We start from the raw sequence: 22,756 nt of genomic DNA on the forward strand, positions 1-22,756 counted from the left end.
ATCAAAGTATCAGGTTGCGTAATTCTTCCGGCAACGCGCCGGGTTCCTTGATGGCCTGGAGGTCCTGCGTACAACGCAGGTCCCAGGCCGCCTCGTCCCACAACTGGAACTTGTTGAGCTGGCCGACCAGCACCGCACGGCGGTCCAGCCCGGCGTAATCGCGCAGACGCGGCGGCACGAGGAAACGTCCGGCGGCATCCAGTTCCAGATCCACCGCATTGCCGATCAGCAGGCGCTGCAGGCGACGGTTTTCCTCGCGCAGCGACGGCAGTTCGCGCAACTTGGCTTCGATCAGTTCCCATTCATCGAGGGGATAGACACACAGGCAGGAGTCGATGGTGTCGATGGTCACCACAAGCAGACCGGCGCAGCGCGCCATGAACTCGTCGCGATACCGGCTCGGCATCGTCAGGCGGCCCTTGGCGTCAAGACTTATGACATTGGCTCCGCGAAACACGGCTGCGCATCCCCGTTGTGCTCAGCCGCCAAGAGCTGTGTTTCACGGCTGGAATCCCCACTTTCACCCACTTTCCCCCACCCTTACACACTATAGGAACGCCCCAGCGACCCAGTCAAGGCGAGCCCGACAGGAAAAATCCTTACTGGACCGCAACTTAGAGAAGAGACCGACAGGCGGGAATTAGGAGTGGTAAACCGGGAGAAAAAATCGAGGGATATCGGCATGCCAGCTCTCGAACTTAAAGTTCTTTATCAAGAGCAATAGCGATTCGAAATTAAAAACTGCCGCCGATAATGAAAGAGAAGAAAGCGGAAGGAAGGAGAGCCGGCCTGTAAGCCGGGTTTTGTCGAGGACAGTCATTCCTCTAGGATCGCCATCGCTGACGACCTCAAGCAACCTACCCGGATCCAGCGCGGGCCACGCCAATGGATCCCTATTTGGTCTTGCTCCGAGTGGGGTTTACCTAGCCACGAACTGTTGCCAGTCGTGCGGTGCGCTCTTACCGCACCTTTTCACCCTTACCGGCGCTTGCGCGCTTAGGCGGTTGTTTTCTGTGGCACTTTCCGTAGGCTCGCGCCTCCCAGGCGTTACCTGGCACTCTGCCCTGTGGAGCCCGGACTTTCCTCCCCCCTGCAAGCAGGGCAGCGACTGTCCAGCCGACTCTCCGGCGCGCAGGGTACTCACTGCGCGCCCGGATAACAAGCTCAATCCTCGGCTTTCTGTCGCCCCAGCGCCTGCTGGTAGAGCAGATTCTTGCGCACCCCGGTGATCTCCGCCGCCAGCGCCGCCGCCCGCTTGAGCGGCAACTCGGCCAGCAGCAGGTCGAGCACGCGCAGCGCCTCGGCACTCAGCGCCTCCTCGCCCTCCGGCGCCTGCCAACCTTCCACCAGCAGCACGCATTCGCCACGCTGCTGGTTGCTGTCAGCCGCCACCCAGTCGTGCAGCTCGCCGAGCGGCGCCCCCTTGATGGTCTCGAAGGTCTTGCTCAGCTCGCGCGCCAGCACCGCAGGACGCTCGACGCCGAACAGCTCGCTAAGGTCGGCGAGACACTCCAGCAGGCGGTGCGGCGCCTCGTAGAGGATCAGCGTGCGCGGCTCCTCGAGCAGCGCCTGCAGACGCTGCCGCCGCGCCGTCGCGCGCGCCGGCAGGAAGCCCTCGAAGACGAAGCGGTCGGAGGCCAGCCCGGAAGCCGACAGCGCGGCGATCAGCGCACAGGCGCCGGGCACCGGCACCACGCGCACCCCGGCGGCCCGCGCGTTGCGCACCAGGTGATAGCCGGGATCGGAGATCAGCGGCGTGCCGGCGTCGGAGATCAGCGCCAGGTCGTCGCCGGCCAGCAGGCGCTGCACCAGGCGCGAACCCTGCTCGCGCTCGTTGTGCTCGTGGCAGGCAGCCAGCGGCGTATTGATGCCGAAGTGCTGCAGCAGGCGGGCACTGTGGCGGGTGTCCTCGGCGGCGATCAGCGCGACCTCGCGCAGCACCCGCAGCGCCCGCGCGCTGATGTCCTCGAGGTTGCCGATCGGTGTAGCCACCACATAAAGAGTCCCCGGAGTGTTCACATCGCCATCCCGCTGCCAGCCCAAATGCGGCATTGTAGCGGGTTTCACCGTGCCAAGATCGCACCGCCGCCGGGGCTTGGGTACAATTGCCCCTTTCCAGCCTGCGAATCGGAATTACTGACATGATCGCCCGACTGCGCCCCCTTTCCGTCCTTTGCCTGGTCGGCCTGCTGACCGCCTGCGCCGGCCAGCAGACGTCCGGCCTCGGTGAGCTGCCGGTCCCGTCCCAGGCCAGCGCCGAGCAGCTGCTGCAGCAGGCGGCGCAGGTCAAGCCGGCACAGGCCACGCTGCTGCGCCTGTCCGCCGCCGATCAGTCCCTGCGCCAGGGCAATCTGGCGCAGACCCAGCAGATCCTCGACCTGCTCAAGCTCGACGAGCTGCTGCCGGCCCAGCAGGTTTTCGCCAGCACCCTGCAGGCCGAGCTGGCCCTGGCCCGCGGCAAGCCCAAGGCCGCCCTGCAGGCGCTGCAGCATCCCAGCTTCGAGCGCCTCGGCGAACTGCCGGTCGGCCAGCAGGTGCGCAGCCAGCTCACCCGCGCCAAGGCCCTGCAGGCCGACGGCCAGCCGCTGGCCGCCGCCCGCGAGCGGGTGTACGTCGCCCCGCTGCTGGAGGGCCAGAGCGCTGCCGCCAACCACGAGGCGATCTGGAGCCTGCTCGGCAACCTGTCCGCCAGCCAGCTGGCCAGCGCCAGCAGCCCCGAGGCCGACCTCGGCGGCTGGCTGGAGCTCGCTCGCCTGGCGCGCAGCAACGCCACCCCCGCGCAGCAGGTGACGCGCATCGCCGAATGGCAGGCCCAGCACCCGCAACACCCCGCAGCCCGCCAGCTGCCGCAGGCACTGGTCCAGCTGCAGGAAATCGCCGCCCGCCCGCTGACCCGCGTCGCCCTGCTGCTGCCCCAGCAGGGGCAGTTGGCCAGTGCCGCCCAGGCCCTGCGCGACGGATTCCTCGCCGCGCACTACCAGAGCGGCAACAGCGAACTGCACATCAGCCTGCACGACAGCAGCCATCTGACCGATCTCGATGCCTTCTATCGCCAGGCCCAGGCCGACGGCGTGCAACTGGTGGTCGGCCCGCTGGAGAAGCCGCTGGTCAACCAGCTCAACCGTCGCGAACAGCTGCCGGTCGCCACCCTGGCGCTCAACTACAGCGAGAACGTCGGCGAGGGCCCGGCCCAGCTGTTCCAGTTCGGCCTGGCCGCCGAGGACGAAGCTCGCGCGGTCGCCGAACGGGCGTGGCAGGACGGCATGCGCCGCGCCGTGGCGCTGGTGCCCAGCGGTGAATGGGGCAACCGCGTCCTGGCCGCCTTCAGCAAGGACTGGCAGGCGCGCGGCGGCAGCCTGATCGCGGCCGAGCACGTCGATCAGCCGGTGCGCCTGGCCCAGCAGATCGCCGACCTGCTCAAGCTGCGCGACAGCGAAGCACGCGCCAAGCGCCTGCGCGACAGCCTCGGCAGCGAGGTAGAGGCGCAGCCGGCACGCCGCCAGGACGTCGACTTCGTGTTCCTCGCCGCCACCCCGGCGCAGGCCCGGCAGATCAAGCCGACCCTGGCCTTCCAGTACGCCGGCGACCTGCCGGTGTACGCCACCTCGCACCTGTTCACCGGCAGCAACGACCCGAGCCAGGATCTCGACCTCGACGGCATCCGCTTCTGCGAAACCCCCTGGCTGCTGGGCGAGGCCGACCCGCTGCGCGAGCAGGTGGTCGGCCAGTGGCCGGCCGCCGCCGGCAGCCTCGGCCGCCTGTACGCCATGGGTGCCGATGCCTATCGCCTGGCGCCGCGCCTCGGCCAGCTGCAGACCCTGCCGGGCACCCGCCTGGAGGGCCTGTCCGGCAGCCTGCAGCTGGCTCCCGGCCAGCGCGTCGCGCGCAGCCTGCCGTGGGCGGAGTACCGCAACGGCCAGGTCTATCGCCTGGAGGCAGCCGCCCAGTGAGCGACACACGCCAGAGCGCCGGGCAGGCCGCCGAAGGCTGGGCGCTGACCCACCTGGAGGAGCACGGCCTGCGCCTGCTGGCGCGCAACTGGCGCTGCCGCCTCGGCGAGCTGGATCTGGTCATGCTCGACGGCGATACCGTAGTATTCGTCGAAGTGCGTTACCGGCGCCACAGCGCCTGGGGCGGCGCCGAAGGCAGCGTCGACGCACGCAAGCGCGCCCGCGTCAGCGCCGCCGCCCAGGTTTTCCTGCAACAGCAGTCGCGCTGGAGCCAGTGCCCCTGCCGCTTCGACGTGATCGCCATCGGCCCCGCCGAGCACAGCGCTCCTGCGCGACTGAACTGGATCCGCAGCGCGTTCGACGCCTGAACAGCGCCCAACCGAAGGTCACCCCATGGACATGCAATCCCGTATCCGCCAGCTTTTCCTGGACAGCATCGAAACCAAGCGCCAGGCCATGGAAGTGCTGATCCCGCACATCGAACAGGCCAGCCAGGTGATGGTCCATGCCCTGCTCAGCGAGGGCAAGATCCTCTCCTGCGGCAACGGCGGCTCCGCCGGCGATGCCCAGCACTTCTCCTCCGAGCTGCTCAACCGCTTCGAGCGCGAACGCCCGAGCCTGCCGGCGGTAGCTCTGACCACCGACAGCTCGACCATCACCTCGATCGCCAACGACTACAGCTACAACGAGGTGTTCTCCAAGCAGATCCGCGCCCTCGGCCAGCCCGGCGACGTGCTGCTGGCGATCTCCACCAGCGGCAACTCCGGCAACGTGATCCAGGCCATCCAGGCCGCCCACGACCGCGAGATGACCGTGGTGGCGCTGACCGGCCGCGACGGCGGCGGCATGGCCTCGCTGCTGCTGCCCGAGGACGTCGAGATCCGCGTGCCGGCGCGCGTCACCGCGCGCATCCAGGAAGTCCACCTGCTGGCCATCCACTGCCTGTGCGACCTGATCGACCGTCAACTATTCGGGAGTGAAGAATGAAGCGTTCCCCCCTGCTCCTCGCCGCCCTCGGCCTGAGCCTGCTGCTGGCCGGCTGCGGCGCACGCAGCATCGGCAACAAGATCGACGACCAGTTCATCCCCGGACGGGTCGCCAGCGAGATCCGCAGCAGCCATGCCGACCTCAACGACACCACCTCCCACGTGGTGGTGACCAGCTACAACGGCGTGGTTCTGCTCGCCGGCCAGACGCCGCGCGCCGACCTGAAAGCCCTGGCCGAGCAGGCTGCCCGCCGCGCCCAGGGGGTGAAGCTGGTGCACAACCATCTGCAGGTCCTTCCGCCCTCCTCGCCGCTGGCACGCAGCACCGACGCCGCACTGACCACCCAGATCAAGACCGCCATGCTCGCCGACAACACCGTGCCGAGCACCAAGATCAAGGTGGTCACCGAGAACGGCATGGTCTACCTGCTCGGCCTGGTCACCCGCGCCGAGGCCAACCGCGCCACGGCCGTGGTCCAGGGCGTCGGCGGCGTGCAGGGCATCGTACGCCTGTTCGAGTACGTCGACTGAGCGGACAGCCAGCGACAAAAAAGGCGATCCTAGGATCGCCTTTTTTGTTTACCGCGCAGTCTACTTGACCACCTTGAGGCTGGGCCGCCCGCTGGGACGCGGCGGCTCGTCGTCACCGGACGGCTCCTCGTCGAGCTCCTCGCCCTCCTCGGGTTCGTCCAGCTCGAAGGCCATGCCCTGGCCGTTCTCGCGAGCGTAGATGGCCAGCACGGCGGCGACCGGGACATACAGGCTCTGCGCCACACCGCCGAAGCGACCCTCGAAGGTCAGCGCCTCGCTGCCCATCTCCAGATAGCGCACCGCGCTGGGCGAGATGTTCAGCACGATCTGTCCATCCTTGGCGTAGCCCGCCGGTACGCGGGTATTGGGGTACTCGGCGGCGACCAGGATGTGCGGAGTGCAGTCGTTGTCGACGATCCACTCGTAGAGCGCACGCAGCAGATAGGGGCGACTGGAATTCATCATCGGGCTCCTCAGCGCATCGCGCGCTCGGTGGCAGTCAGGCTGGCCTGGAAGGCGGGGCGGGCGAACAGCCGCTCCATGTAGTCCAGCAGCGGTTTGGCCTGGCGCGGCAGCTCGATGCCGAGCAGCGGCAGACGCCAGAGAATCGGCAACAGGCAGCAGTCGACCATGCTGAACTCCTCGCTGAGGAAGAACGGCTGGCCGCCGAACAGCGCCGCTACGCCGGTCAGGCTCTCGCGCAGTTCCTTGCGCGCCTGCGCCCGGGCAGCTTCCGGCGTGCGCGCATCGAGCACGCGATCGACCAGAGTGCACCAGTCGCGCTGGATGCGGTGCATCAGCAGGCGGCTGTTGCCACGCGCCACCGGATACACCGGCAACAATGGCGGATGCGGATAGCGCTCGTCCAGATACTCCATCACCACGCCCGGCTCGTACAGGGCCAAGTCGCGATCGACCAAGGTCGGCAGACTCGCGTAGGGGTTGACCTCGGCCAGCTGCACCGGCAGCTGGCCGGGCAGCACCTCGATGATCTCGGCCTCCACGCCCTTCTCGGCGAGGACGATGCGCACCCGGTGCGAGTAGTGATCGGCGGGATCGGAATAGCAGGCCAGGCGATTGAGCGCAGCCATGGGCTCCCTCCAGTCAGGACATTTTCATGCGGCAGAAACACATGCGCGCCCCGGAGGGCGCGCATGCTTCAGACAGGAAAGGGTGCTCAGTGCACGTCTTTCCAGTACTCACGCTTGAGCAGGTAGGCGAACACGAAGAAGAACGCCAGGAACAGCAGCACGTAGGTACCGATACGCTGGCTTTCCAGCTTCACCGGGTTGGCCGAGTAGGCCAGGAAGCTGACCAGGTTCTTGACCTTCTCGTCGAACTCGGCCTCGCTCAGCTCGCCGGTCTTCGGCACGATGGTCAGCTGGTCGCAGCCTTCCTCGGTCACCGGGGTACCGGTCAGCGGATCGAACACCTTCTTGCCGTGCTCGACCACCTGGACCTGCTTGCAGCCGATGACCTGACGGCCCTGCAGGCTGCTCAGCACGTTGGGCATGCCGACGTTCGGGAACACCTTGTTGTTCACACCGTACGGGCGCGCCGGATCTTCATAGAAGGTACGCAGGTAGGTGTACAGCCAGTCGTTGCCACGCACGCGGGCCACCAGGGTCAGATCCGGCGGCGCGGCGCCGAACCAGACCTTGGCATCCTGCGGCTGCATGCCGGTCTTCATGTGGTCGCCGATCTTGGCGCCAGTGAAGACCAGGTTCTCCATCATCACCTGCTCGGGGATGCCGAGATCATTGGCTACGCGCTCGTAGCGCTGGAACTGGGCGCCGTGGCAACCCATGCAGTAGTTGGCGAAGGTACGCGCGCCATCCTGCAGAGCAGCCTTGTCAGTCAGGTCGACCTCGACCTTGTCCAGCGGGTATTCCAGAACGCCAGCGGCAAACGAAAAGGTCGGCAGTAGCGCAAGAATCAGTGCAGCAAATTGCTTTTTCATCAGCCAGTCACCCTTTCCGGAACCGGTTTGGTCTTCTCCATCCGGGTGTAGAACGGCATCAGGATGAAGAAAGCGAAGTACAGAATGGTGCAGACCTGGGACAGCAGGGTGCGGCCCGGGGTCGGCGACAGCACGCCCAGCACGCCGAGGATCACGAAGGACACGCAGAACACCAGCAGCCAGATCTTGCTCAGCCAGCCCTTGTAGCGCATCGAGCGCACCGGGCTGCGGTCCAGCCACGGCAGCACGAACAGTACGGCGATGGCCGCGCCCATGGCGATCACGCCGAGCAGCTTGTCCGGAACGGCGCGCAGGATGGCGTAGAACGGGGTGAAGTACCACACCGGGGCGATGTGCGCCGGGGTCTTGAACGGGTTCGCGGTCTCGAAGTTGGGCTTCTCGAGGAAGTAGCCGCCCATCTCCGGGAAGAAGAAGATCACGGTGCAGAACACGAACAGGAACACCACCACACCGACGATATCCTTGACGGTGTAGTACGGGTGGAACGGGATGCCGTCCAGCGGAATGCCGTTGGCGTCCTTCTTCTTCTTGATGTCGATGCCATCCGGGTTGTTCGAGCCCACTTCGTGCAGCGCGATGATGTGCATCACGACCAGGCCCAGGATGACGATCGGCAGGGCGATCACGTGCAGCGCGAAGAAGCGGTTCAGGGTGATGCCGGAGATCAGGTAGTCACCGCGGATCCACTGGGTCAGGTCGGCACCGATCACCGGGATCGCGCCGAACAGGGAGATGATCACCTGGGCGCCCCAGTAGGACATCTGGCCCCACGGCAGCAGGTAGCCCATGAAGGCTTCGGCCATCAGCGCCAGGTAGATCAGCATGCCGAAGATCCACACCAGCTCGCGCGGCTTCTGGTAGGAGCCGTACAGCAGGCCGCGGAACATGTGCAGGTACACCACCACGAAGAACGCCGAGGCGCCGGTGGAGTGCATGTAGCGCAGGATCCAGCCGTACTCCACATCACGCATGATGTATTCGACGGAGGCGAAGGCGCCTTCGGCGGAGGGCTCGAAGCTCATGGTCAGCCAGATACCGGTGAGGATCTGGTTGACCAGCACCAGCAGCGCCAGGGAGCCGAAGAAGTACCAGAAGTTGAAGTTCTTCGGAGCGTAGTACTTGCTCAGATGATCTTCCCACATCTTGGTGGCGGGGAAGCGGGCGTCCACCCATTCCATGAATTTGCTCATCAGGCTTTCTCCTGATCCACGCCGATGATGATGACGTCATCGGTCTCGAAGGAGTACGGCGGCACCGGCAGGTTCAGCGGCGCCGGCTGCGCCTTGTACACGCGGCCAGCCAGGTCGTAGCGGGAACCATGGCAGGGACAGAAATAGCCACCCACCCAGTCGGCACCCAGATCGGCCGGGGCGACTTCGGGACGGAAGGACGGCGCGCAGCCCAGGTGGGTGCACAGGCCTTCGACGACCAGCAGTTCTGGCTTGATCGAGCGAACCTTGGGGTCCACGTAGGTCGGTTGCACGGAGGCCTTGGACTCCGGATCCGCCATGGAGCCTTCGATCTTGACCAGGTTGGCCAGGATCTCGTCGGTGCGGCGAACGATGAACACCGGCTTGCCGCGCCATTCGGCAACGATCTGTTGCCCCGGCTCGATCTTGCCCACGTTCACCTTCACCGGAGCACCAGCGGCCTTGGCCTTGGCACTGGGGAACCATGACCCCACGAACGGGACCGCAGCACCGACAGCTCCCGCCGCCCCCACCACCGAAGTGGCGGCGACGAGGAACCGACGCCGGCCCACATTCACGCCGTCATTACTCATTCAGTCGTCTCCCATCAGCTTTCTGTGACCTGCCCGGGCAGGCACTCTAGTTAAAACCAGCTGCGCAAAAAATCCGCCAGATGGTAATGAAAAGCCCCTTTTCTGACAAGGCAATAACTGGCAACAAATACCGGCAAACCCTTGCAGCACAAGACTTTCCGGACTGCGACAGACTGTCGCAGACAAATCCGGCACATAAAAAAACGCCCAGATCCCTGGGGAATCTGGGCGTTCGCTGAAGCGTAGTCGATTAACGCTTCGAGTACTGCGGACGCTTGCGCGCCTTGCGCAGACCGATCTTCTTACGCTCGACCTCGCGGGCATCGCGAGTGACGTAGCCGGCCTTGCGCAGCGGGCTGCGCAGGGTCTCGTCGTACTCGATCAGTGCGCGGGTGATGCCGTGGCGGATCGCACCGGCCTGACCGCTGACACCACCACCGGCGACGGTGACGTAGATGTCGAACTTTTCGGTGTTCTCGGTCAGCTCGAGCGGCTGACGAACCACCATGCGGGCGGTCTCGCGGCCGAAGAACTGCTCCAGGCTGCGGTTGTTGATCGAGATCTTGCCAGTACCCGGACGCAGGAATACACGCGCGGTAGCGGTCTTGCGACGGCCGGTGCCGTAGTTTTGAGTCGCCGACATATTGAGCCTACTCCGTTAAATCTTCAGTTCTTGGGGCTGCTGAGCGGTGTGCGGGTGGCTGGCACCGGCATAGACCTTCAGCTTGCGATACATGTCGCGACCCAGCGGGTTCTTCGGCAGCATGCCCTTGACGGCGGTCTCGATCACGCGCTCGGGAGCACGGGCGATCAGCTTCTCGAAGTTGATCGACTTGATGCCGCCCGGGAAACCGGAGTGATGGTAGTACATCTTGTCGGAGCTCTTGGCACCGGTGACACGCACCTGCTCGGCGTTGATCACGACGATGTAGTCGCCGGTATCCACGTGCGGGGTGTACTCGGGCTTGTGCTTGCCGCGCAGACGGCTGGCGATTTCAGTGGCAAGACGACCCAGGGTCTTGCCAGCAGCGTCGACAACGTACCAGTCGCGCTTGACGGTTTCCGGTTTCGCAGAGAAAGTTTTCATTGGTTATAGCCTCAGAGGCCGCCTGATAATCAAGCGGCGAATCTTACTGGACAGTACTTGCCTCTTTCAAGGCAACGGCAGCCTCTGCAGACACTAAATCGGGGGGGGCTCGGGTCAGTGCGTCTGCTTCGGCAAAATCGGCAGGTTAGGCATTCCCGCCGAGCAGGACGGGCTAGGCATCCCCCGTCACGAAAGCTGGCGAATTTTACCGAGTTCGCCGAAAAACACAAGCCGCATTCTCCACATCTCAGCGCTGCCCGCGCGCCTGCTGGTACAGCGGCATGACCCGCGGAATCGCTGCGCGCAGATTGGCCATGCGGGTCGACGACGAGGGGTGGGTGCTCATGAACTCCGGCGGTGCTCCGTTGCCCGCCCGGGCCATCTTGTCCCACAGGGTCAGCGCCGCATTGGGGTCGTAGCCGGCACGCGCCGCCAGCTCCAGGCCGATCAGGTCGGCCTCGTTCTCGTTGCCGCGACTGTTGGGCAGGGTCATGCCGTACTGCACCGCGGCGTCGGCGAGCTGGCCACCGGCCTGGCCCAGGCCGAGCAGGGCCACCGCGGTCTGCTTGGCCAGCTCGGCGCCATAGGCCTTGGACATGGCCTCGCGGCTGTGCTCGCGCAGGGCATGGGAAATCTCGTGGCCGAGCACCGCCGCCAGCTCGTCATCGGTCAGGGCGAGCTTCTCGACCAGACCGCTGTAGACGATGATCTTGCCGCCCGGGCCGACGTTGGCGTTCAGCTCGTCGCTGCGGATCAGGGCGGTCTGCCAGTTCCAGCTGGCGGCGTCCGGACGGAACACCGGGGTCTGCGCGATCAGCCGGCGGGTGATGTTGTTCACCCGCTGCGCCAGGGCGCTGCTCTTGTCCAGCTTGCCGGCCGTGGCGGCATTGCTCAGGGTCTGCTGGTAGGACTTGGCGTACATCTGGTCCAGCTCCTGGCTGGACAGCATGGTGAACATGTACTGCTGGCGATTCACACCGACCGCTCCGCCGCTGGTGGTATTGACCGCCTGACAGCCGGCCAGCAGCAGCGCACCCGCCAGAGCGGCAAGACGAAAGACACGACTCATGCAAGGACACTCCCGAAAGCACAGGGGATTCATCGTAACACCGGCCCAGCATCAGACCAGCCTGGCGCAGCCGAGTTCACGCCGGAGTCAGACACTGCGGCCCCTCCTCCCGCGGGCTGTTGCCCAGCCCGGCGAGCAGCCGCTCGCGCAGCGGCAGCGGCGGCGCCGCCAGCAGCGCCTGCAGGTCCTCCGGCGCGGCTGCCGGGTCCAGCCACAGCGCCTCGCCGGCGTCATCCAGCAGCAGCGGCCGGCGCTGCTGCCCGGCCGCCACGGTGACCACCGCGGCGCTCAGATAAACCCGCTCGCCGACCGGATAGGCTTCCCACAGCGCCGCCAGCGACAGCAGCGGCTGCTCCGCACTCATCCAGAACGGCCGGCGACGCGGCCCTCGCCACTCGTAGAAGCCGTTGGCCGGCAGCAGGCCGCGGCGGCTGGCGAAGGCCTCGCGGAACAGCGGCTGCTCGGCCAGGGTTTCCGCGCGGGCCTGGGCCGGGGCGCGCGACAGATCGCGCAGCCAGGCCGGCGTCAGCCCCCAGTGCACCTGCGCCGCCACACGCCGGCCAGCCTCGGCGCGCAGCAGCAGCACCTGCTGACCCGGGGCGATGTTCCAGCGCGGCTCGAGGCGCTCGGGAAAGCCGGGCAGCGCGGCGAGCGTCGGCGGCCAGCGAAACAGGGCAAAACGTCCGCACATGGGAAAGGAGCTACCTGCAGCAGAAGAGGGTCAGCACAACAGCACATCCGGCAGACTGCCGGACGCATCCTCGAGCGGCGGCTCGCCCGCCAGGGGCTGCGCGGCATTGTACGCGGCAATCAGCGCCCGCGCCCGCGGCGCATCCGCATCCTCCACGCCGATCGCCAGCAGGCCGGCCACCGGCAGCTCGCCCAGCGCCCCCAGCAGGTGCTGACCGAACAGGTGGGCGCGGATGCCCTCGCTGGCCAGCATGGCGACCAGCAGTTCGCCCTCGCCCAGGTTCACCGGCTCGTGAATCCGCTGCATCAGTCGCCCTCCCGGCGCAGCTCCAGGGTCCAGCGGACCCCGTCGGTATGCAACTCGAAGACGATCGGCTGACAGCACACCGCGCAATCCTCGACGTAGCACTGATCGCCGCCCGACAGGTCGAGCAGCGCCTCGCCCGGCTCGCCGCACCAGGGACATTCGTAGGGCTCGCTCTGCAGCATCCACGTCCCTCCATGCTCTTCGTTTATAATTGTCGCCCCACCCGGCGGAAGTTCCAGTTGCCGCCCTCACCGATTCCCTGGTCAAGAGACACCAATGGGCGAGTTCGAAGCCATCCGACCCTATGCCGACGCGGAAGTGCGTCCCGTCCTCGAGCGCCTGCTCGCCGACGAGGCCTTCCTCTCCACCCTCACCCATTACCGCTTCCCGCGCCTGGCCGGGCCACTCGGCTGGCTGCTGCGGCCAGTCCTCGCCCACTATCTGCGCCGCGAGATCCAGGGTGTGGACAGCGTCGCCGCCCTGCAGACGCGCATCGAGCCCTACGTCGACCGCAGCATCGAGAAGGCCAGCGACGGCATCAGCTACTCGGGCCTGGAGAACCTGCACAAGGGCCGCGCCTATCTGTTCCTCAGCAACCACCGCGACATCGTGATGGACCCGGCGTTCGTCAACTACGCGCTGTACCATGCCGCGCACCCCACCCCGCGCCTGGCCATCGGCGACAACCTGCTGCAGAAGCCCTTCGTCAGCGACCTGATGCGCCTGAACAAGAGCTTCATCGTGCACCGCTCGATCAGCGGCCGACGCGAGAAGCTGGCGGCCTTCCAGACCCTGTCCGCCTACATCAACCACTCGATCCGCGACGAGCAGGCCTCGATCTGGATCGCCCAGGCCGAGGGCCGCGCCAAGGACGGCGACGACCGCACCGACCCGGCGATCCTCAAGATGTTCCACATGAGCCGCAAGGACGAGGCATTCGCCCAGGTGATGGCCGACCTGCACCTGGTGCCGATCTCGATCAGCTACGAATACGACCCCTGCGACCTGGCCAAGGCCCGCGAGCTGTACATCCGCGCCAGCACCGGCAGCTACAGCAAGGCGCCGGGCGAGGACGACGCCAGCATCGCCCAGGGCATCACCGGCCACAAGGGCCGCGTGCACCTACACTTCGGCGCCGAGATCGCCACGCCGGACGACGACGCCAGGCAGCTGGCCCAGCGCATCGACCAGGCGATCCTCGGCCACTACCGGCTGTTCCCGGTCAACTACCTGGCCTACGCCATGTGGGAGGAGCGCGATGCGCAGCTGGCGGTGCCGGCGGCCGGCGAGCTGTTCGACGCCGCCGAACTGGCACGCACCCAGGCCGAATGGCAGCGCCGCCTGGACGCCTGCCCGGCCGAGCAGCGCCCGTACCTGGTCATGCAGTACGCCAACCCGGTGCGCAACCAGTACCGCAGCCGCGCCGGAGCGCTGTAAGGGAGGAAGCGGCGCGCCCCAGGCGCGCCGCAGGCTTCAGAGCGCGGCCTGCAGGCCGGTGCTCAGCCAGGACAGCCCCAGCGCCGCCGCCAGGCAGGCGCTGCCGAAGGCGTAGAAGAAGCGGTTCAGACGGGCGACCTGGACATCCCCCGCCAGCGCATCCGCCGTCATCCCGGACAGCTCGCCCTCGAGCAGCGGGCGCGCCTGCGCGCGCTGCTCGCGCAGCCGGGTGGCCAGCAGCAGCCAGCCACCAGCCAGCGCGAGGAACAGCGCCAGACCGTTGACCACCTGCGCCGGATAGCTCTGGCACAACGACCACAACACCTGCAACGACATCCACGACCTCCCGCACAGAAGAGTTGGCAATCGGGCGCTGCGCGCCCTCTTTCGGTGACGGCAGCCGCAGCAAACGCCGCAGTCTACTCCCTCGCCCCCGCCCCGCTCAGCGCCTTTCCGACCGGCGCACCGACCGCCGGGCAGAAAAAAGGCGGTGGCAATGCCACCGCCTTTTTTCGTCTGCCGCTCAGCTCACTGGTTGTTGAGCAACTGGCCGATGGTCGGATCCTTGAACACCCGGGTCAGCGCATCGCTGAGCACGTCGCTGACCAGCTTGGTGTTGGTCTGCTGGTTGGGCGCCATGCCGAAGCGCTGGTTGAGGGTCGCGCCGTAGCGGCCGCTGTAGCGGCGCACGCTGTTCTGCACATCGGCGCGGATGGTGGCGCTGATGTTGGCCTCGGTGACGTAGCTGCCATCCTTCGGCGACTGGTACTTCATGTCGGTCACGGTCAGGGTCAGCTGCGGCGCATTGTAGGCATTGGGCGTCGGGGTGAAGCCGAGCAGGCGCACGGCGGCCTCGGCCTGGCCCTGCAGCTTGGGCAGCAGATCCTGGCTGGCCACGCTGATCGCACTGGTCTCCGGATACAGGCCGCCGCGGGTGCCGAGCACCGGCGAGGGACGACCGTCGACCACGCGCACCACCACCGGCTGGCCCTGGCCGACCGGGTTGAGCTGGGCGGTGACCATCGGTTGCAGGCTCAGGTGTTGCGGGCTGTGGGCACAGCCGGCCAGGGTCAGGCTGGCAGCGGCGAACAGGCCAAGCAGCAGGCGGGGCAGCATGTCGATCTCTCCGGGAGTTGGACGGGAAATGCGCGGCAGTATACCCAGCCGCGGCGGCGGCGGAAACGACGAGGGCGCCGCCGGCGCCCTCCTCTACTCGATCACGGCTTGTGCGGCCGGCTGAGGAACTCGTGGGACTGCATCTCCAGCAGGCGGCTGAGGGTACGCTGGAACTCGAACTCCAGGCGACCGCCGGTGTACAGGTCCTTGAGCTCGACCTCGGCGGAGATGATCAGCTTGACGTTGCGGTCGTAGAACTCGTCCACCAGGTTGATGAAGCGGCGGGCGATGTCGTCCTTGGTGACGTTCATCTGCTCGACGTTGGCCAGCAGCACCGCGCCGTAGATCTTGCCCAGCTCGATGTAGTCGTTCTGGCTGCGCGGGCCGTCGCACAGCTCGCGGAACTCGAACCAGGCGACGTCGTTGGCGGTCTTGCGCGCGCGGATCTCGCGGTTCTCGATCAGCAGCACCTCGTTCTCCACCACGTGGCAGTTCTCGGTGAGCAGGCTCTGGAAGCTGCGGCTCAGGCTCTCTTCGGCCTCGGCGTCCAGCGGGAAGTGGTACAGCTCGGCCTGCTCGAGGGCGCGCAGACGGTAGTCGATGCCGCTGTCGACGTTGACGATCTCGGTGTGCTCCTTGAGCAGGGCGATCGCAGGCAGGAAGCGCGCGCGCTGCAGGCCGTCGCGGTACAGGCCGTCGGGCACGATGTTGGAGGTGGCCACCAGGCTGACGCCGTTCTTGAACAGCTCCTCGAGCAGGGTGGCGAGGATCATGGCGTCGGTGATGTCGGAGACGAAGAACTCGTCGAAGCAGATCACCCGCGCCTCGTCGGCGAAGCGCCTGGCGATGATGGTCAGCGGGTTCTTCTCGCCCTTGAGGGTCTTCATCTCCTCGTGCACGCGCTTCATGAAACGGTGGAAGTGCGTGCGCATCTTCTGCTTGAACGGCAGCGCGTCGAAGAAGGTGTCGACCAGGTAGGTCTTGCCGCGGCCCACGCCGCCCCAGAAGTAGATGCCCTTGATCGGCCCCTGCGGCTTCTTGCGGCCGAACAGCTTGCCCAGCAACCCGGAGTCCTGCTGACCGCCATTGACCAGGTCGTCGTACAGGCGCTGCAGGTGACGCACGGCGTTTTCCTGCGCGGCATCGTGGAAGAAGTCGGGACGTTTCAGATCGGCCTGGTAGCGTTCGAGCGGAGTCATGGCGGCGTCGGGTTAGGCAAACGGGGTCGACACTTTAGCGGCGGCCTCGGCGGTTGGCAATTTACTCGGAGCGTTCAGCACGGACGCCCTCTTGCGGGGACCGAAGGCAGGCAGGCGCCTCCCCCGGGCGTAGCGGTTGCGCCCGGCGGCAGGCTGCCGCCGGGCGGATGGCACGGCTCAGGCGTCCTGCGGCGCCAGCGCCTCGGCCAGGCGCGCCATGGCGGCCTCGCGCTCGGCACCCTCGGCGAAGGCCGGGCTGTGCGCCACCGGCGCGTCGTCCAGCCACAGGGCAAACCCTTCGCCCTCGGCGCGCAGGTCCAGCTCGCCGGCCTGCAGGCGCTTGCTCGCCGCGCCGGCGCTCTTGCCGTCGGCGAAGCTCACCGAGAGCAGCAGCTGGCTGCCGTCGGCGTCCAGCAGGCGGAAGCGGAAGCTGCCGTCGTCGTCGCGGAAGCTGACGAAGCGGGCGCCCTTGGCGGCCTTCTTCTTCGCCCCGCCGGCCACCTGCACCTCGTTGCGGAACGAGCGCAGCCCCACCGCCTCGCGCAGCTCGCCGAGGAACGGCGTGGCGACCTTGCGCGCCTTGGCGGCGCCGGCCAGCAGGATGTCCTCGAGATCGGCCGGGCGGGCGATCAGCGCGTTGTAGCGCTCGCGGGCCTCGCCCAGCTCGCCCTCCAGCAGCTCGCTCAGGCGCTGCTTGGCCTCGCCCCAGGCCAGGCCGCCTTCCAGCGCGGCGCGGAACTCGGCGCTCTGCGCGGGCGTGGCGAAGGCCTGGTAGAGGGTGAACAGATGCGAGCCCTCGGCATCCTTGGGCTCGCCCGGCAGCTTCGAGTCGGTGACGATGCGCGCCACCGCTTCCCGGAGCTGCTTGCTGGTGCCGAACAGCGGGATGGTGTTGTCGTAGCTCTTGCTCATCTTGCGCCCGTCGAGGCCCGGCAGGGTCGCCACGCTCTCCTCGATCAGCGCCTCGGGCAGGGTGAACAGCTCGCGGCCGTTGCCGAACAGGTGGTTGAAGCGCTGGCCGATGTCGCGCGCCATCTCCACGTGCTGGATCTGGTCGCGGCCGACCGGCACCTGGTGGGCGTTGAACATCAGGATGTCGGCGGCCATCAGCACCGGATAGCTGAACAGGCCCATGGTCACCCCGGCGTCCGGGTCCTCGCCCCTGGCCACGTTCTGGTCGACCGCGGCCTTGTAGGCGTGGGCGCGGTTGAGCAGGCCCTTGCCCGCCACGCAGGTGAGCAGCCAGGTCAGCTCGGGAATCTCGGGGATGTCCGACTGGCGGTAGAAGGTCACCCGCTCCGGGTCCAGGCCGCAGGCCAGCCAGGTGGCGGCGATCTCCAGACGCGAGCGCTGGATGCGCTGCGGGTCGTCGCACTTGATCAGCGCGTGGTAGTCGGCGAGGAAGTAGAAGGAGTCCACGTTGTCCGCGCGGCTGGCGATGATCGCCGGGCGGATGGCACCGGCGTAGTTGCCCAGGTGCGGGGTGCCGGTGGTGGTGATGCCGGTAAGGATACGGGTGGTCATGGTCGATCGCTTGTCGTGCTGCATCAGGATTGGAGGCGCGGCAGGACCAGTGCTTTCAGCTCGGTCAGCCGGCCATGGAAGAAGTGCCCGCATTCTGCCACTTCGAGCAGCTCGTGGGGACGCGAAAGCTGCGCCGACCAGGCATGCACGGCCGCCGGCTCGACCACCTCGTCGCTCGCAGGCTGGATCACCGTCAGCGCACCCTGCCGGGGCAGCCGGCCATCCACGGCGAAACGCATCACCGGCGGCGCCAGCATGAACAGCCGCTCGACGGCGACGCCCTGCGCTTCCAGACGCCCGCCCAGACAGGCCGCCACGCAGGCGCCGAAGGAAAAGCCCATCAGGGTCAGCGGCAGGCCGGGGTGCCTGGCCAGCAGCCAGCGTGCGGCGGCCTCGGCGTCGTCGATCTCGCCCTCGCCGTGGGCGTGCTCGCCCACGCTCTGGCCGACGCCGCGGAAGTTGAAGCGCAGGGTGGCGTAGCCGGCGTCGCGCGCCGTGCGCTGCAGGGTGGCCACCACCTTGTTGAGCATGCTGCCGGCGTGCAGCGGGTGCGGATGGCAGATCAGCGCCACACCGCGGGCCTCGGGATGATCGAGATGGAGGGCCTCGAGGGCGCCGCAGGGCCCGTCGAGCAGCAGGGGAATTTCGGTCAAAGACACAGGGACTCCGTGACCCCGCCGCGCGGGGACTCGTCTAGCATTGCACCGCCGGCGCTATACAGCGCAGGCACAAGCCGTTAACGTAATGCAAATCCCGTCTATAGAGGAAGGATTCGTGGAACAGTCATTCGCTGCCTGGCTGCTGCCAGCCCTGGCCTTGGTCGTCGGTGTGGCCATCGGTTTCCTGCTGGCCCGCCTGCTGCCCGGCGCCGCCCCCGGGGGCGTCCAGCACAAGCTGGACGAGATGCAGGAGCGCTTCGAGAGCTACCAGAGCGAAGTGGTCAGCCACTTCAACACCACCGCCAGCCTGATGCAGAAGCTCACCCAGAACTACCAGGACATCCAGTCGCACCTCTCCGAGGGCGCCAACCGCCTGGCCCTCGACGAGCTGACCCGCCAGCGCCTGCTGGCCGCCCTCAGCGAGTCCGCCCAGCCGGCCCGCGAGCGCATCGCCAGCGTCGCCAGCACCGAGCCGCCGAAGGATTACGCCCCCGGCCACTCCGGCGTACTGAGCGACGAGGAAGTGCTGAAGAAGGCCTGACCCCGACGTCAACGAGCAGCCCCGCCCAGGCGGGGCTTCTTTTTGCCTGCCGAAAACAGCAAGGCCCCGGCAGTTGCCGGGGCCTTGCTGTTTCAGTCTGCCGGGATCAGATCGCGCCGCGCGAACGCAGCAGCGCCAGCACCTGCCTGACCCCCTCCTCCACCGGAGTGGACTGGGTGTCGATCACCAGGTCGGCATCCAGCGGCACGTCGTAGGCGAAGGACTCGCCGGGGATGTTGTCCTCGCCGGCGGCGTACAGGCCCTGCGGATCGCGCTCGCGGCAGGCCTGCGGCGAAGCCTGCACGTAGACGGTGATCAGCCGCTCGGCACCGACGATGGCCCGGGCCTGCTCGCGGCCCTCGGCGTCCGGGGCGACGAAGGCCGCCAGGGTCAAGAGGCCCGCCTCGTTGAACTGCCGGGCCACCTGGGCGGCGCGGCGCCAGTTCTCGGCGCGGCCGGCACGATCCAGCGGCAGGCCCTTGTTGAGGTCGTGGCGCAGGTTCTGCCCGTCCAGCACGTAGACCGCGCGGCCGCTGTCGAACAGCTTGCGCTCGACAGCGTAGGCCAGGGTGCTCTTGCCGGCGCCGGAGAGGCCGGAGAACAGCACGGTGGCCGGCAACTGGCCGAAGCGCGCGGCACGCTCCTCGGCACTGACGTGGGCCAGGCGACCGTGGTGACCGACGGTGTTCTGCCCGGCCAGCGGCTCGGCGATGATCATGCCGGCGCCGACGGTGCCGTTGGTCAGGCGGTCGATGACGATGAACGCGCCAGTGGTGCGGTTGTGCGCGTAGCCGTCGAGGGCGATGGGCGCATCCAGGCTGACGCGCACCTTGCCGATCTCGTTGAGCTTCAGCTCGCTGGCCGGCAGCTGCTCGAGGCTGTTGACGTCGACGCGGTGCTCGATGGCGGCGATGTTGCCCGGCACGTAGCTGGTGGCGCGCTTGATGTCGTACTTCTTGCCCGGCAGCATCGGCTCCTCGGCCATCCACACCAGCATGGCGTCGAAGCTGTCGGTGACCTGCGGGCGGTTGTCGGCGTGCACCAGCATGTCGCCGCGCGACACGTCGATCTCGTCTTCCAGGGTCAGGGTCACCGCCTGGCCGGGGATCGCCTGCTCCAGCTCACCGTCGAAGGTGACGATGGACTTGACCTTGCTGGTCTTGCCCGACGGCAGCACGGCGACCTCGTCGCCCTTGTGCACGATGCCGCTGGCCAGGGTGCCGGCGAAGCCGCGGAAGTTCAGGTTCGGCCGGTTGACGTACTGCACCGGGAAGCGCATGTCGGTCAGGTTGCGGTCGGCGGCGATCTCGACGGTCTCGAGGATCTCCATCAGCGTCGGCCCCTGGTACCAGGGCGCGCGCTCGCTTTTGTTGACCACGTTCTCGCCCTTGAGCGCCGACATCGGCACGAAGTGCAGCGAACTGGGCTTGAGGTTGATGCGCTCGGCGAACTGCAGGTAGTCGGCCTTGATCGCCTCGAACACGCCCTGGTCGAAGTCCATCAGGTCCATCTTGTTGACGGCGACCACGATGTGCCTGATGCCCAGCAGGGAGGCGATGAAACTGTGCCGGCGGGTCTGGGTCTGCACGCCGTAGCGGGCGTCGATCAGGATGATCGCCAGGTCGCAGGTCGAGGCGCCGGTGGCCATGTTGCGGGTGTACTGCTCGTGCCCCGGGGTGTCGGCGATGATGAACTTGCGCTTGGCGGTGGAGAAGTAGCGGTAGGCCACGTCGATGGTGATGCCCTGCTCGCGCTCGGCCTGCAGGCCGTCGACCAGCAGCGCCAGGTCGACCTCGTCGCCGGTGGTGCCGACCTTCTTGGAGTCGCGGGTGATCGCCTCGAGATGGTCCTCGTAGATCATCTTGGAGTCGTGCAGCAGGCGGCCGATCAGGGTGCTCTTGCCGTCGTCGACGTTGCCGCAGGTCAGGAAACGCAGCAGTTCCTTGCGCTCGTGCTGGGCCAGGTAGGCGAGGATGTCCTCGCTGATCAGTTCGGATTGGTGCGACATGATGCGGAAACCTTAGAAGTAGCCCTGACGTTTCTTTTCTTCCATGGAGCCGGCGCCATCGTGGTCGATGACGCGGCCCTGGCGCTCGGAAGTGCGGGTCAGGAGCATTTCCTGGATGATCTCGGGCAGGGTGGCGGCGGTGGACTCCACGGCGCCGGTCAGCGGGTAGCAGCCGAGGGTACGGAAGCGCACCATCTTCTTCTCGATGCGCGCCTTCTCCTCGTCGGACAGGTGCTCGAGGATGCGCTCGTCGTCGATCATGATCAGCGTGCCGTTCTTCTCGATCACCTCGCGCTCGGCGGCGAAGTACAGCGGCACGATCGGGATGCCTTCCAGGTAGATGTACTGCCAGATGTCCAGCTCGGTCCAGTTGGACAGCGGGAACACGCGGATCGACTCGCCCTTCTTGACCTTGCCGTTGTAGACGTTCCACAGCTCGGGACGCTGGTTCTTCGGGTCCCAGCGGTGCTTGCTGTCGCGGAACGAGTAGACGCGCTCCTTGGCGCGCGACTTCTCCTCGTCGCGGCGCGCACCGCCGAAGGCGGCGTCGAAGCCGTACTTGTCGAGCGCCTGCTTGAGGCCCTCGGTCTTCATGATGTCGGTGTGCTTGGCGCTGCCGTGGGTGAACGGGTTGATGCCCTGCGCCACGCCTTCCGGGTTGACGTGGGTGATCAGGTCCAGGCCCATCTCGGCGACCATCTTGTCGCGGAAGGCATACATCTCCCGGAACTTCCACTGGGTGTCGACGTGCATCACCGGGAACGGCAGCTTGCCGGGGAAGAACGCCTTGCGCGCCAGATGCAGCATCACGGCGGAATCCTTGCCGATCGAGTACAGCATCACCGGGTTGTCGAACTCGGCGGCCACCTCGCGGATGATGTGGATGCTTTCCGCCTCCAGCTGTTTCAGATGCGTCAGTTTGTCGACCATGGCTACTCACAAAGGACAAGAGCGGCCTACGGGCCGCGGACGTTGGCGCACGATACCATGCTGTCCCGCTTCTAATAAGGCGCCAGCATAGACCCAATCATTCTATAAATATGCCCAACCGTTGCCGGTCAGACCGGGTTGTCGCAGTCGACGAAACGGTGCTCGACGCCGAAACGACTGGCGATCCACTCGCCCAGCGCCTGCACGCCGTAGCGCTCGGTGGCGTGATGACCGGCGGCGAGGAAGCTGATGCCGTTCTCCCGCGCGCTGTGCACGGTGGACTCGGACACCTCGCCGGTCAGGTAGGCATCCACGCCGGCGGCGATCGCCTGCTCGATGTAGCCCTGCGCCGCGCCGGTGCACCAGCCGACCCGGCGGATCGGCCGCGTGCCGGCGACCAGCAGCGGCTCGCGACCCAGCGCCTGGGCGACACGGGCGGCGAACTCGGCGGGCGCCAGCGGCTCGGCCAGGCTGCCGAGCAGCCCCACCGAACGCGGATTGCCCGGCTCCAGCGGCCCCTCCACCGCCAGGCCGAGACGCTGGGCGAGCTGCACGTTGTTGCCCAGCTCGGGATGCACGTCCAGCGGCAGATGATAGGCGAGCAGGCTGATGTCGTGGCTCAGCAGGGTCTTCAGGCGGCGCTGCTTCATGCCGACCACGCAGGGATTCTCGCTCTTCCAGAAATAGCCGTGGTGCACCAGCACCAGGTCGGCGCCCCACGCCACCGCCGCATCCAGCAAGGCCTGGCTGGCGGTCACCCCGCTGACGATGCGGCGCACCTCGGCGCGCCCCTCGACCTGCAGGCCGTTGGGGCAGTAGTCGCTGATGCGCGCGGCATCCAGATGGCGGTCGATCTCGGCGACCAGGGTATTGAGGGCAATGGCCATGGTGATGCTCCGTAACAGTTGGCGACTGCGCCTGGCGCGCCGGCCTCGTATAATGCCGGCCACCTTAATAG

At 67.0% G+C, this 22,756-nt stretch carries 27 protein-coding genes and 1 other RNA gene; 6 read left to right on the top strand and 22 right to left on the bottom strand.

Features of this window, described 5'->3' with window-relative positions:
• Position 1: 1 nt before the first annotated feature.
• The 3 genes from mraZ to rsmI form a co-directional block, all read right to left on the bottom strand.
• Positions 2 to 457, bottom strand: a complete 456-nt coding sequence (mraZ, locus tag E5198_RS01355) for a division/cell wall cluster transcriptional repressor MraZ (RefSeq protein ID WP_136488223.1) — start codon at positions 455 to 457, stop codon at positions 2 to 4.
• A 319-nt stretch (positions 458 to 776) separates the two neighbouring features.
• An RNA gene (gene rnpB, locus E5198_RS01360) (RNase P RNA component class A) lies at positions 777 to 1,124 on the bottom strand.
• Between the two features lie 40 nt (positions 1,125 to 1,164).
• Complete coding sequence (gene rsmI / locus E5198_RS01365; protein WP_136488224.1) at positions 1,165 to 2,052, bottom strand: 16S rRNA (cytidine(1402)-2'-O)-methyltransferase; 888 nt, start codon at positions 2,050 to 2,052, stop codon at positions 1,165 to 1,167.
• Positions 2,053 to 2,141: 89 nt separating this feature from the next.
• On the opposite strand from rsmI, the gene E5198_RS01370 reads away from it, so the two are divergent.
• From E5198_RS01370 to E5198_RS01385, 4 genes are read left to right on the top strand one after another with little or no spacing between them, the layout of a single operon-like run.
• A complete protein-coding gene (locus E5198_RS01370; protein ID WP_136488225.1) occupies positions 2,142 to 3,950 on the top strand; it encodes a penicillin-binding protein activator in 1,809 nt (602 codons plus the stop codon).
• Entirely contained in the window at positions 3,947 to 4,318 is a 372-nt protein-coding gene (locus E5198_RS01375) for a YraN family protein (protein WP_136488226.1), read from the top strand. The genes E5198_RS01370 and E5198_RS01375 overlap by 4 nt, the downstream gene beginning before the upstream one ends.
• Positions 4,319 to 4,343: 25 nt before the next feature.
• Positions 4,344 to 4,937, top strand: a complete 594-nt coding sequence (locus E5198_RS01380; protein ID WP_136488227.1) for a phosphoheptose isomerase — start codon at positions 4,344 to 4,346, stop codon at positions 4,935 to 4,937.
• On the top strand, positions 4,934 to 5,467 hold the full coding sequence (locus tag E5198_RS01385; protein ID WP_136488228.1) for a BON domain-containing protein: 534 nt from the start codon (positions 4,934 to 4,936) through the stop codon (positions 5,465 to 5,467). Before E5198_RS01380 ends, E5198_RS01385 begins: the two co-directional genes overlap by 4 nt.
• Before the next feature lie 60 nt (positions 5,468 to 5,527).
• On the opposite strand, the gene E5198_RS01390 is transcribed toward E5198_RS01385, so the two are convergent.
• From E5198_RS01390 to E5198_RS01440, 11 genes are all read right to left on the bottom strand, one after another.
• Positions 5,528 to 5,929, bottom strand: a complete 402-nt coding sequence (locus tag E5198_RS01390; RefSeq protein ID WP_136488229.1) for a ClpXP protease specificity-enhancing factor — start codon at positions 5,927 to 5,929, stop codon at positions 5,528 to 5,530.
• A gap of 11 nt (positions 5,930 to 5,940) precedes the next feature.
• The gene (locus E5198_RS01395; protein WP_136488230.1) at positions 5,941 to 6,558 is read right to left on the bottom strand and encodes a glutathione S-transferase N-terminal domain-containing protein; all 618 of its coding nucleotides are present in this window, start codon (positions 6,556 to 6,558) and stop codon (positions 5,941 to 5,943) included.
• 86 nt (positions 6,559 to 6,644) lie between these two features.
• Positions 6,645 to 7,427 carry a cytochrome c1 gene (locus E5198_RS01400; protein ID WP_136488231.1) on the bottom strand — a complete coding sequence of 261 codons (783 nt, stop codon included), beginning with the start codon at positions 7,425 to 7,427 and terminating at the stop codon, positions 6,645 to 6,647.
• Positions 7,427 to 8,638: a cytochrome bc complex cytochrome b subunit gene (locus E5198_RS01405; protein WP_136488232.1), complete on the bottom strand. Its 1,212-nt coding sequence runs from the start codon at positions 8,636 to 8,638 to the stop codon at positions 7,427 to 7,429. The genes E5198_RS01400 and E5198_RS01405 overlap by 1 nt, the downstream gene beginning before the upstream one ends.
• Entirely contained in the window at positions 8,638 to 9,231 is a 594-nt protein-coding gene (gene petA / locus E5198_RS01410) for a ubiquinol-cytochrome c reductase iron-sulfur subunit (RefSeq protein WP_136488233.1), read from the bottom strand. Before petA ends, E5198_RS01405 begins: the two co-directional genes overlap by 1 nt.
• A 250-nt stretch (positions 9,232 to 9,481) precedes the next feature.
• Positions 9,482 to 9,874 (bottom strand): 30S ribosomal protein S9, encoded by a 393-nt coding sequence (rpsI, locus tag E5198_RS01415; protein WP_136488234.1) that lies wholly within the window; start codon positions 9,872 to 9,874, stop codon positions 9,482 to 9,484.
• A gap of 15 nt (positions 9,875 to 9,889) precedes the next feature.
• The gene (gene rplM / locus E5198_RS01420; protein ID WP_090211330.1) at positions 9,890 to 10,318 is read right to left on the bottom strand and encodes a 50S ribosomal protein L13; all 429 of its coding nucleotides are present in this window, start codon (positions 10,316 to 10,318) and stop codon (positions 9,890 to 9,892) included.
• A 247-nt stretch (positions 10,319 to 10,565) separates the two neighbouring features.
• Entirely contained in the window at positions 10,566 to 11,387 is an 822-nt protein-coding gene (locus tag E5198_RS01425) for a M48 family metallopeptidase (RefSeq protein ID WP_136488235.1), read from the bottom strand.
• A 76-nt stretch (positions 11,388 to 11,463) separates the two neighbouring features.
• The gene (locus E5198_RS01430) at positions 11,464 to 12,078 is read right to left on the bottom strand and encodes an SOS response-associated peptidase (protein ID WP_136488236.1); all 615 of its coding nucleotides are present in this window, start codon (positions 12,076 to 12,078) and stop codon (positions 11,464 to 11,466) included.
• Between the two features lie 30 nt (positions 12,079 to 12,108).
• Positions 12,109 to 12,384, bottom strand: coding sequence for a putative signal transducing protein (locus tag E5198_RS01435; protein WP_136488237.1), 276 nt, complete (start codon positions 12,382 to 12,384; stop codon positions 12,109 to 12,111).
• Positions 12,384 to 12,566, bottom strand: coding sequence for a CPXCG motif-containing cysteine-rich protein (locus E5198_RS01440; RefSeq protein WP_136488238.1), 183 nt, complete (start codon positions 12,564 to 12,566; stop codon positions 12,384 to 12,386). The genes E5198_RS01435 and E5198_RS01440 overlap by 1 nt, the downstream gene beginning before the upstream one ends.
• A gap of 94 nt (positions 12,567 to 12,660) precedes the next feature.
• Here E5198_RS01440 and E5198_RS01445 point away from each other — a divergent pair, with 94 nt between their 5' ends.
• Entirely contained in the window at positions 12,661 to 13,821 is a 1,161-nt protein-coding gene (locus tag E5198_RS01445) for a 1-acyl-sn-glycerol-3-phosphate acyltransferase (protein WP_136488239.1), read from the top strand.
• A gap of 36 nt (positions 13,822 to 13,857) precedes the next feature.
• On the opposite strand, the gene E5198_RS01450 is transcribed toward E5198_RS01445, so the two are convergent.
• The 5 genes from E5198_RS01450 to E5198_RS01470 form a co-directional block, all read right to left on the bottom strand.
• Positions 13,858 to 14,157 carry a hypothetical protein gene (locus tag E5198_RS01450; protein ID WP_136488240.1) on the bottom strand — a complete coding sequence of 100 codons (300 nt, stop codon included), beginning with the start codon at positions 14,155 to 14,157 and terminating at the stop codon, positions 13,858 to 13,860.
• 192 nt (positions 14,158 to 14,349) lie between these two features.
• Entirely contained in the window at positions 14,350 to 14,937 is a 588-nt protein-coding gene (locus tag E5198_RS01455; RefSeq protein ID WP_136488241.1) for a YajG family lipoprotein, read from the bottom strand.
• Between the two features lie 101 nt (positions 14,938 to 15,038).
• Positions 15,039 to 16,136, bottom strand: a complete 1,098-nt coding sequence (gene zapE, locus E5198_RS01460) for a cell division protein ZapE (protein WP_136488242.1) — start codon at positions 16,134 to 16,136, stop codon at positions 15,039 to 15,041.
• A gap of 177 nt (positions 16,137 to 16,313) precedes the next feature.
• On the bottom strand, positions 16,314 to 17,660 hold the full coding sequence (locus E5198_RS01465) for a tryptophan--tRNA ligase (RefSeq protein ID WP_136488243.1): 1,347 nt from the start codon (positions 17,658 to 17,660) through the stop codon (positions 16,314 to 16,316).
• 23 nt (positions 17,661 to 17,683) lie between these two features.
• A complete protein-coding gene (locus E5198_RS01470) occupies positions 17,684 to 18,319 on the bottom strand; it encodes an alpha/beta hydrolase (RefSeq protein WP_136488244.1) in 636 nt (211 codons plus the stop codon).
• Between the two features lie 115 nt (positions 18,320 to 18,434).
• Between E5198_RS01470 and E5198_RS01475 the strand changes: the two genes are divergently transcribed.
• Positions 18,435 to 18,860, top strand: a complete 426-nt coding sequence (locus E5198_RS01475) for a YhcB family protein (RefSeq protein WP_136488245.1) — start codon at positions 18,435 to 18,437, stop codon at positions 18,858 to 18,860.
• A 106-nt stretch (positions 18,861 to 18,966) separates the two neighbouring features.
• On the opposite strand, the gene cysN is transcribed toward E5198_RS01475, so the two are convergent.
• The 3 genes from cysN to E5198_RS01490 all read right to left on the bottom strand — a co-directional run bounded on the left by cysN (position 18,967) and on the right by E5198_RS01490 (position 22,685).
• Positions 18,967 to 20,868, bottom strand: coding sequence for a sulfate adenylyltransferase subunit CysN (cysN, locus tag E5198_RS01480; RefSeq protein WP_136488246.1), 1,902 nt, complete (start codon positions 20,866 to 20,868; stop codon positions 18,967 to 18,969).
• Positions 20,869 to 20,880: 12 nt separating this feature from the next.
• A complete protein-coding gene (gene cysD / locus E5198_RS01485) occupies positions 20,881 to 21,798 on the bottom strand; it encodes a sulfate adenylyltransferase subunit CysD (protein ID WP_136488247.1) in 918 nt (305 codons plus the stop codon).
• Between the two features lie 128 nt (positions 21,799 to 21,926).
• Positions 21,927 to 22,685, bottom strand: a complete 759-nt coding sequence (locus tag E5198_RS01490) for a Nif3-like dinuclear metal center hexameric protein (protein WP_136488248.1) — start codon at positions 22,683 to 22,685, stop codon at positions 21,927 to 21,929.
• Between the last annotated feature and the right edge of the window lie 71 nt (positions 22,686 to 22,756).

The organism is Pseudomonas sp. A-1 (assembly GCF_004801855.1).
GTDB lineage: Bacteria > Pseudomonadota > Gammaproteobacteria > Pseudomonadales > Pseudomonadaceae > Geopseudomonas.